Consider the following 6,570-nt stretch of genomic DNA (forward strand, 5'->3'; position numbering starts at 1 on the left):
GACAAGGAAACCACCGCGCCCGAATTCCACTTCTGCCCGAATGCCACCATCATGGTTTGACCCGGCATCCCCACTATTTCACCCGGCAGCGCTGTTAACTGCAGTATGGGATTATCGGTGAGTGTTCCGTTGGCATTCAACTGGGGAAGCGCCCTTGATTTTACTTCATCAATCCGGTAGGTGCCGTTTTCAATTTCCAGCTTTGCTTTACGCGCTGCCTGGCTGGCTTTCAGGGTATACTCCAAAGCATCAGGCAGTGTTAATACCTGCTGTGCCTGCGTAAAGGTGGCGAAAGCCAGCAGCCCGGTTGCCACCATCACTCTTTTAATACTCATTTTTTTTCTTCGATGCATAGATTCAATCTTTGTTTTGTTGTTAACTTTTTACAGATGGCATCGCGTTCGTGCATTTACTTTATTATTTAATATAAATGTTTAACAAAAGTGTCAAATAATGGATAAAAAAAATTATTTCAGCAATGTCTTTAAAATGATCGCCCTGCGTTCCTTCAGCATTTGCTGGTATTGCCGGTCGCTGAACTGTAAAATTTTTTTAAACAAGGGCTGTACAATTACAGGGTAAGTGAGCAACGATAAAAGATTGAGCAAAAACTGCACAGGAGGCATTTTTTCAATGGTTCCCTTATTCATCTCCGTTTCTATCAGTTTCAAAAATGCTTTCAGGTCATCGGTCTTTTTAATATCGGCCAGCACATCATTCTGCTGGTTTATATCATCATTCATACGCGAAACGAGGTAGATATCCATATAGGGATAGGCGGAAGAATGCTCGAGCATCACATCTATAAACCTTTCGATCCTCAACCGGAAAGGAATATTTTCTTCACCAGCCGAACTCTTTAAACGGTCGGTCATCGCGTTTTTTGCATCGCTCAATACCTGGTCAAACAATACATCCCTCGACCGGAAATAATAATTCACCAGGGTTCTGTTCACCCCGGCGGCATCAGCTATTTCCTGGGTAGTGGCTTTAAACCTGCCCTCCTTGAAAAAAAGCTTTTTTGCCGCTTCCTTTATGTGTCGCTCTGTTATACTGTCTTTTACCGCCATTTGACTATAATGTTTGACAAATTTGTTAAACAACGGTAGACAGAATTTTTAATTTTCCAAATTCCCGGGGATTTTTTTCGGCTGGTTTATACCGCCGGGCAATCCGGAACGATGTATTTTAGCATCTTCTAAATCATTGAAAGCGTTTGCATGGAACACTATGGTATTGTTTTGATCTTACTGGCTGTTGCAACCGGGGCCTCTGCCTGGGCCGACAAACTTAAAATCTCTTACCCCATCGTATTAATCGTTGCAGGTATTATCATCGGAAGCATTCCTGCAATACCTGCCATGAAAATCAACCCGGAAATGCTGTCCTGACGGGGTCTGCACAGCCGGGCAACCGTGTAGCAGCGACCCCGGCGAATGATTAGCACGGGGGCTCATGGCAGCCCTCGGTGGCCTTTTATGAAGACTCCAACGCGACTTATGTTCCTGTTAACATTGGTAGTAGTGAAGCGTGGCATCAGCCACCCCAGTTGAGTCTTTGCGAACGGAGTAAGCGAACGAAAGCAGTTGGTATCCGCCGCGGCGGATCAGACCGCGGATAAATGTGAGAAATGTGAAAGAAGATAAAGAAGATGCATTGCACAGATATATTCCCAAGCCAATATGGAAGAATCAAAATCATGGAATTGCACTGAAGCACCGTCCTCTGCCTGACGTATTTGATTTATTGATGGCTGCTAAAGCATTAAAGGCAACCATGCAAGGATTGTTTGCATGGTTGCCTTTTACAGTTATAGAACCAAACCTTTGGTAAGTTGATACCTGTTGAACCTATTGTTTTTGAATCTTCTTGCTTTGCCATTCTTTGCCATCAAATGCGCTAATATTGTATACTCCGGCCGGCAAATCAGACATATTAATTACTGTCGTTGTAATTCCGCTTTTATATTCAAATTGCTTTAGCTTTTTACCAGAAAAGTCTGTTACCGATATTTTGTAAATCTTCCTTGTTGCTGTATTTATTGATGCCGACCTCCTGGAAGAGATTGTTTCATTTTGAGCTGATTGGCGACTGTCGGTATCAGTTACATTTACGTTTACCTCGCCATTGGTGGGGTTGGGCGAAGCAGAAAACATACTACCACAATTTTTATAATACTGAAATGAATTGGAAGCACTGGTTCCGCAGGCACTGATAACATCCAGGCGTACACCATGCATACCGCAACTGCCGCCGTTCAGTATAGTGGGGCTGCTGGGTACTCCCGGGGAGCTATACACCATCACATTGTCTATATACCATTTATGCGAAGTAATGGGCGAGGCACTGCCAGGTAAATTAAAGTACACATTTATTGTACCGTATGACGGCGAGGGTTGAGTCACGGATGTAATAGTGGCCGGGGGAGTGCCTACCGTTATAGTTTTAGAAACAGTTTGAATGTAGGTGCTGTTGCAGCCGGCAATGGTAGCAGTTAATACCACCGTTCCCGACCGCACTTGGCTAACCGTTGCGGTTGTTCCACTGCTGCTGATGGAAACGATGCCGGAAGGAGTGGCTGTCCATACCACGCTTAAGCCTGGCTTACAGGTTACAATGGAATAGGAGCCACTAGTGCATATTGCCGCATTACCCGTCATAGTCGGGTTAATATAGGTAGGCAGCACACCAATGGCGCAACGGGTCTCATTTTCAAACCACTGAGAACCCTGGGCCGAAACAAATACATGTTCTTCGTTTTGGGAAGGCGCATATATGTAATCGAAAGGTGTTTTACCACACAAATACTGGTTATCCCACCGCATATACAGGCTCTTAGAGGGGAATCTCAGATCAGCAGAACTATAGCTGGGCATCATCGTAAAGCGATTAAGATTTTGTGTGAAAGTTGTCCTTTTAGATCCGGTAAGGAGATACATTGCTTCTTTAAGCAGGAAAACAAAATTGCTTTCATTCACCTGGCCCGGATCACTCCCAAAAAAATTCACGGACATGCCGCCAGGGGCATTATCCTGGGCGCTGTTTCCCCAGGCAGCATTGGCATAATAGTTTTTTTGACCCGGAGGCACCCAGAATAAAATATTAAACAGCGGATCCGCCGTCCACATTTCAGTAACCTTTTGGGTACCTGAACTGGGCGTGATACTACATTTCCATTCAAGCTTTTTGCAAAGCTTATTCTGGCATAAACCCCAGAGGCTTTTCCATCCTTTTTTTTGAGTTGAAATCATCAATAGGGTTGAATTGGCTGGTTGATTGGAATTGAGCATGCCGGTGTTTGAGCCGTTTATAACCGCTACTTTTCTGCACAGTTGCGGATATTCGTTAACGGCAGCCAGGTTTTGCAAGAACTTTGTTCTCAGTGCATCGGGCGCCGGAAAGTTGGAATTGGCAGAAGCATGATGCGCCAGCATTTGTTTAGCAGCGAGCCCGTTATAAAGCCCCTCCCTTATGGTCTTATTTTTTTTGAAGATGCCTCTTTTGGTAAAATACTCAATATAATTTTGGAGTCCTATCGGCACATTTGCCCCCTGGTGGCAGCCATCGAATGAAATATAGGTTTTTACATTATGCGCAATATTGTTTTTTTCCATATAAGCCAAAGCATATTGCGCTACCAGCGAGCCCATGCTTGGCCCAATTACGGTAATGCCCTGCAGCATGGTGCTGCCATAGGTTTGGTTAAGCCGCTCAATTAATGATACCAGCGTCATGGCGTTGCGCTCCAGCAAATCGTTGCCGTGTTTAAAATCGAGGATGATAAAATCGTAGCCCTGAGCCAAAATATAGTCACCAAACAAAGTGTTAGGATCATTATTGCGTGTGACAACTTTATTAATATAATCTTCATAAATCTTCTGCACGTTCCTGCTGTTTGTCGGGTCAAAGCCGTCAATAAAAACAACGGGCCGCCGCAGCACATTCATGTTACAACTGCTGCCATTGCCGGCAAAATAAAAGTAAGCAGTGTCTTTCACAGGCTGCCCATCGGCATTTTTATATTCTAACTGAGGATTGCCATACATGGCATTGATGGGCGCTAACCTCGTTGCCGGGGCATCAATTGTCCATTTTTGCCCACCACCCTTGCAAAGGGTGAGTGGTTGGTACTGTTTGGTATTTTTTATAAATACCTTAAAGGGATTTCCTACGGTAATAAGGTGACCTAAAATATCCTGACCTACTATTGTAATCCTACCTGAAATGCTGCCGGTGAGGTTTTTTGTGACGGATGCGGTAAATGCCGTTGTGGTAAATGTTCCACCTCCAAAGGGAGTGTTCACCACCCAGGCGGGCTGACCATCGCCAAAATTGATGCTGATGGATTGTATATTCAACGTTTCATTGTGCAGAAAAAACTGCGGATCCAGATAAAAAGTATGGGCGCCTTTTTCCACCACCTGCCCGTCGGCCAATAAGGGGGCTGCCAAAAAGAAGTGTGGGTAAAATAGGGACTTCGCGGCCGGTTAGCTACATCTGTAAACTGGCCGTTGGCGAGCGTATCTATTAAATGATCCTGCAGGGCGTTGGTATCAAGGCTGTTGAATTTGTAATACAATATGCCTATAGGATGTTGCTTGCTGTTGCCGTTTGTTTTTATAAGATTATCTAAGGCATCAGGGCTAATCCATCCTGCAGTGTTATACGCCGCATTGTACATTTCGTAGTAAGCCTGCATCCAGTGGTCGGGATGCGTGGTATCTGTATTGGTGGAGGGTATGCCTTTGTATTCATCTACATTAGCTAAGGGGAACATCCTGTCGTATAATATGTTTGTAGTAATATATGCTTTATTAAGGTTTTGCAGTTTCCAGTCGGCGTATTGTTTCCACGGAAGCGTATCCCATACGGTTTGTGCAAAAAGCAGGTTGTAAAAAGAAAGCAGGGCGACCAAGGCTATACATCGCCTGGTGAATTTTAGTGTTTTCATACCAGTGTGTTTTAAAGGTTTAAAAATTAATAGTCGGTGTATTTAAGCCGAAATTTTCCATCGGTAATGTTTATCGAATCATTATTATAACTGTTATATGCTTTATAATAAAAAGTACCTGAAACAATTTTATTTTCTTTATTTATGCTGTTAATTAATAGCACACCGGTGTGGGTTGTGTTGGTGAAGTATCTGTCATTTACCGTGGTAGAGTATTTATAAGTACCCCGACTGCCTATGTCCCCATTTAACAAATATGATGTTGCCTGAATTGAAGGTTTATGAATAACACCAATTGTTAATGCCTCAAGATCACGATTTGCCTGGAGCATAATAACTGTATCACCCAGAATTTGGGCTGTCATACAATTAGCGCAGCTATTGGGTCTGTAATCCTGCCTGTCTATTTTGCAGCGAAAGTAATATTCTGGCAATGCATCATTTTTATTACATTTTGAACAAAGAAAAAATGGCGCAAGCATAAGCCATACCATACAATTTTTTAAGCAAATGATCCGTGTTTCCATAATCAGCGTTTTGTTCTTTAAATTTAAAATTAATAATCTGTATATGCAAGCCTGAATTTTTCCTCAATTTGAAAGCCTGCATTGCTATTTTACCATTCTGTTTTAAAACAAAAATGTATTTTAGCATCTTCTAAATCATTGAAAGCGTTTGCATGGAACACTATGGTATTGTTTTGATCTTACTGGCTGTTGCAACCGGGGCCTCTGCCTGGGCCGACAGGCTTAAGGTGAAAGCCTGGTCAATGATGCTTCTGCGCTGGTAGCCTACCGCTTTGCTGTGGCAGCAGTTACGGGTGCAGGTTTTGTTTTGTGGAAAGCGGGTTTGATATTCTGGCTGCTGATCATCGGCGGCGTTGGCGTAGGCATTGTTATGAGCAAAGTGCTGGGTGCTATTTTGCGATCTACAAGACACAGTCATCTGGCAGTGCTCAGCTTTTTACTGCTTGCCCCTTTTGTTACCTATCTCGTTGCGGAGATGGCGCATGTATCCGGCGTAATAGCGGTGGTAACGCTGGGTTTGGGAATATCAAGGCTGAGCAACAGGACTTTTCCCGATTTTATAAAAACACAATCCAAAACACTTTGGGATATCGTTTCTTTTTTATTGAACGGGCTGATCTTTATTCTGCTCGGGCTTGAATTGCCACTTGTTTTAAAAACGATAGATAAGCATTTAATATTACCCTATATTGGTTATGCATTCCTTATTACCATCGTTGCACTGCTGATAAGAATGATAAGGATCTTTTTGCAGCGGCGCAATTTACAGAGAGGGTATAATGCAAAAAAAAGAAAGATAGCCGAAGAGGCATTGCTGTCTATCCGGGAATGTTTGATCATAAGCTGGTCGGGCATGCGGGGCATTGTATCATTGGCTATGGCGATAGGGCTTCCCAAATTTGCTGATAGCGGCATTCCATTCCCCATGCGCAACACCATTATTTTTATTGCAACTATAGTGGTGCTGATCACCATTATCGGGCAGGGGCTGGTGCTTCCTGTGATCGTCAAAAAAAATGCAGGTGCCTGATATACCCTTCCTGACTTGTCCCTTTTAGTGCGGTGGGAATAATTTGCCGACCAGCCCCCTCA

The 6,570-nt window shown here is 43.5% G+C and carries 8 protein-coding genes; 3 read left to right on the plus strand and 5 right to left on the minus strand.

The window, feature by feature from the left end:
• Both PLH26_RS18860 and PLH26_RS18865 read right to left on the minus strand, forming a co-directional pair.
• Positions 1-335 (minus strand): hypothetical protein (locus PLH26_RS18860; protein ID WP_502876419.1); only part of this gene is annotated, 335 nt, incomplete at its 3' end.
• A gap of 132 nt (positions 336-467) precedes the next feature.
• Complete coding sequence (locus PLH26_RS18865; protein ID WP_324587575.1) at positions 468-1,070, minus strand: TetR/AcrR family transcriptional regulator; 603 nt, start codon at positions 1,068-1,070, stop codon at positions 468-470.
• A gap of 150 nt (positions 1,071-1,220) precedes the next feature.
• Between PLH26_RS18865 and PLH26_RS18870 the strand changes: the two genes are divergently transcribed.
• Positions 1,221-1,391, plus strand: coding sequence for a hypothetical protein (locus PLH26_RS18870; protein ID WP_324587576.1), 171 nt, complete (start codon positions 1,221-1,223; stop codon positions 1,389-1,391).
• Between the two features lie 241 nt (positions 1,392-1,632).
• The gene (locus PLH26_RS18875) at positions 1,633-1,833 is read left to right on the plus strand and encodes a hypothetical protein (RefSeq protein ID WP_324587577.1); all 201 of its coding nucleotides are present in this window, start codon (positions 1,633-1,635) and stop codon (positions 1,831-1,833) included.
• Positions 1,834-1,850: 17 nt separating this feature from the next.
• On the opposite strand, the gene PLH26_RS18880 is transcribed toward PLH26_RS18875, so the two are convergent.
• From PLH26_RS18880 to PLH26_RS18890, 3 genes are read right to left on the minus strand one after another with little or no spacing between them, the layout of a single operon-like run.
• Positions 1,851-4,451: a T9SS type A sorting domain-containing protein gene (locus PLH26_RS18880; RefSeq protein ID WP_324587578.1), complete on the minus strand. Its 2,601-nt coding sequence runs from the start codon at positions 4,449-4,451 to the stop codon at positions 1,851-1,853.
• On the minus strand, positions 4,355-4,951 hold the full coding sequence (locus PLH26_RS18885; RefSeq protein ID WP_324587579.1) for a hypothetical protein: 597 nt from the start codon (positions 4,949-4,951) through the stop codon (positions 4,355-4,357). The genes PLH26_RS18880 and PLH26_RS18885 overlap by 97 nt, the downstream gene beginning before the upstream one ends.
• Positions 4,952-4,977: 26 nt before the next feature.
• A complete protein-coding gene (locus PLH26_RS18890) occupies positions 4,978-5,478 on the minus strand; it encodes a Riean_0653 family protein (RefSeq protein ID WP_324587580.1) in 501 nt (166 codons plus the stop codon).
• Between the two features lie 277 nt (positions 5,479-5,755).
• Between PLH26_RS18890 and PLH26_RS18895 the strand changes: the two genes are divergently transcribed.
• Positions 5,756-6,508, plus strand: a complete 753-nt coding sequence (locus PLH26_RS18895; RefSeq protein ID WP_324587581.1) for a cation:proton antiporter domain-containing protein — start codon at positions 5,756-5,758, stop codon at positions 6,506-6,508.
• The last annotated feature ends 62 nt before the right edge of the window (positions 6,509-6,570 follow it).

Source organism: Agriterribacter sp., assembly GCF_035444585.1.
In the GTDB taxonomy this organism is placed as follows: Bacteria; Bacteroidota; Bacteroidia; order Chitinophagales; family Chitinophagaceae; genus Agriterribacter.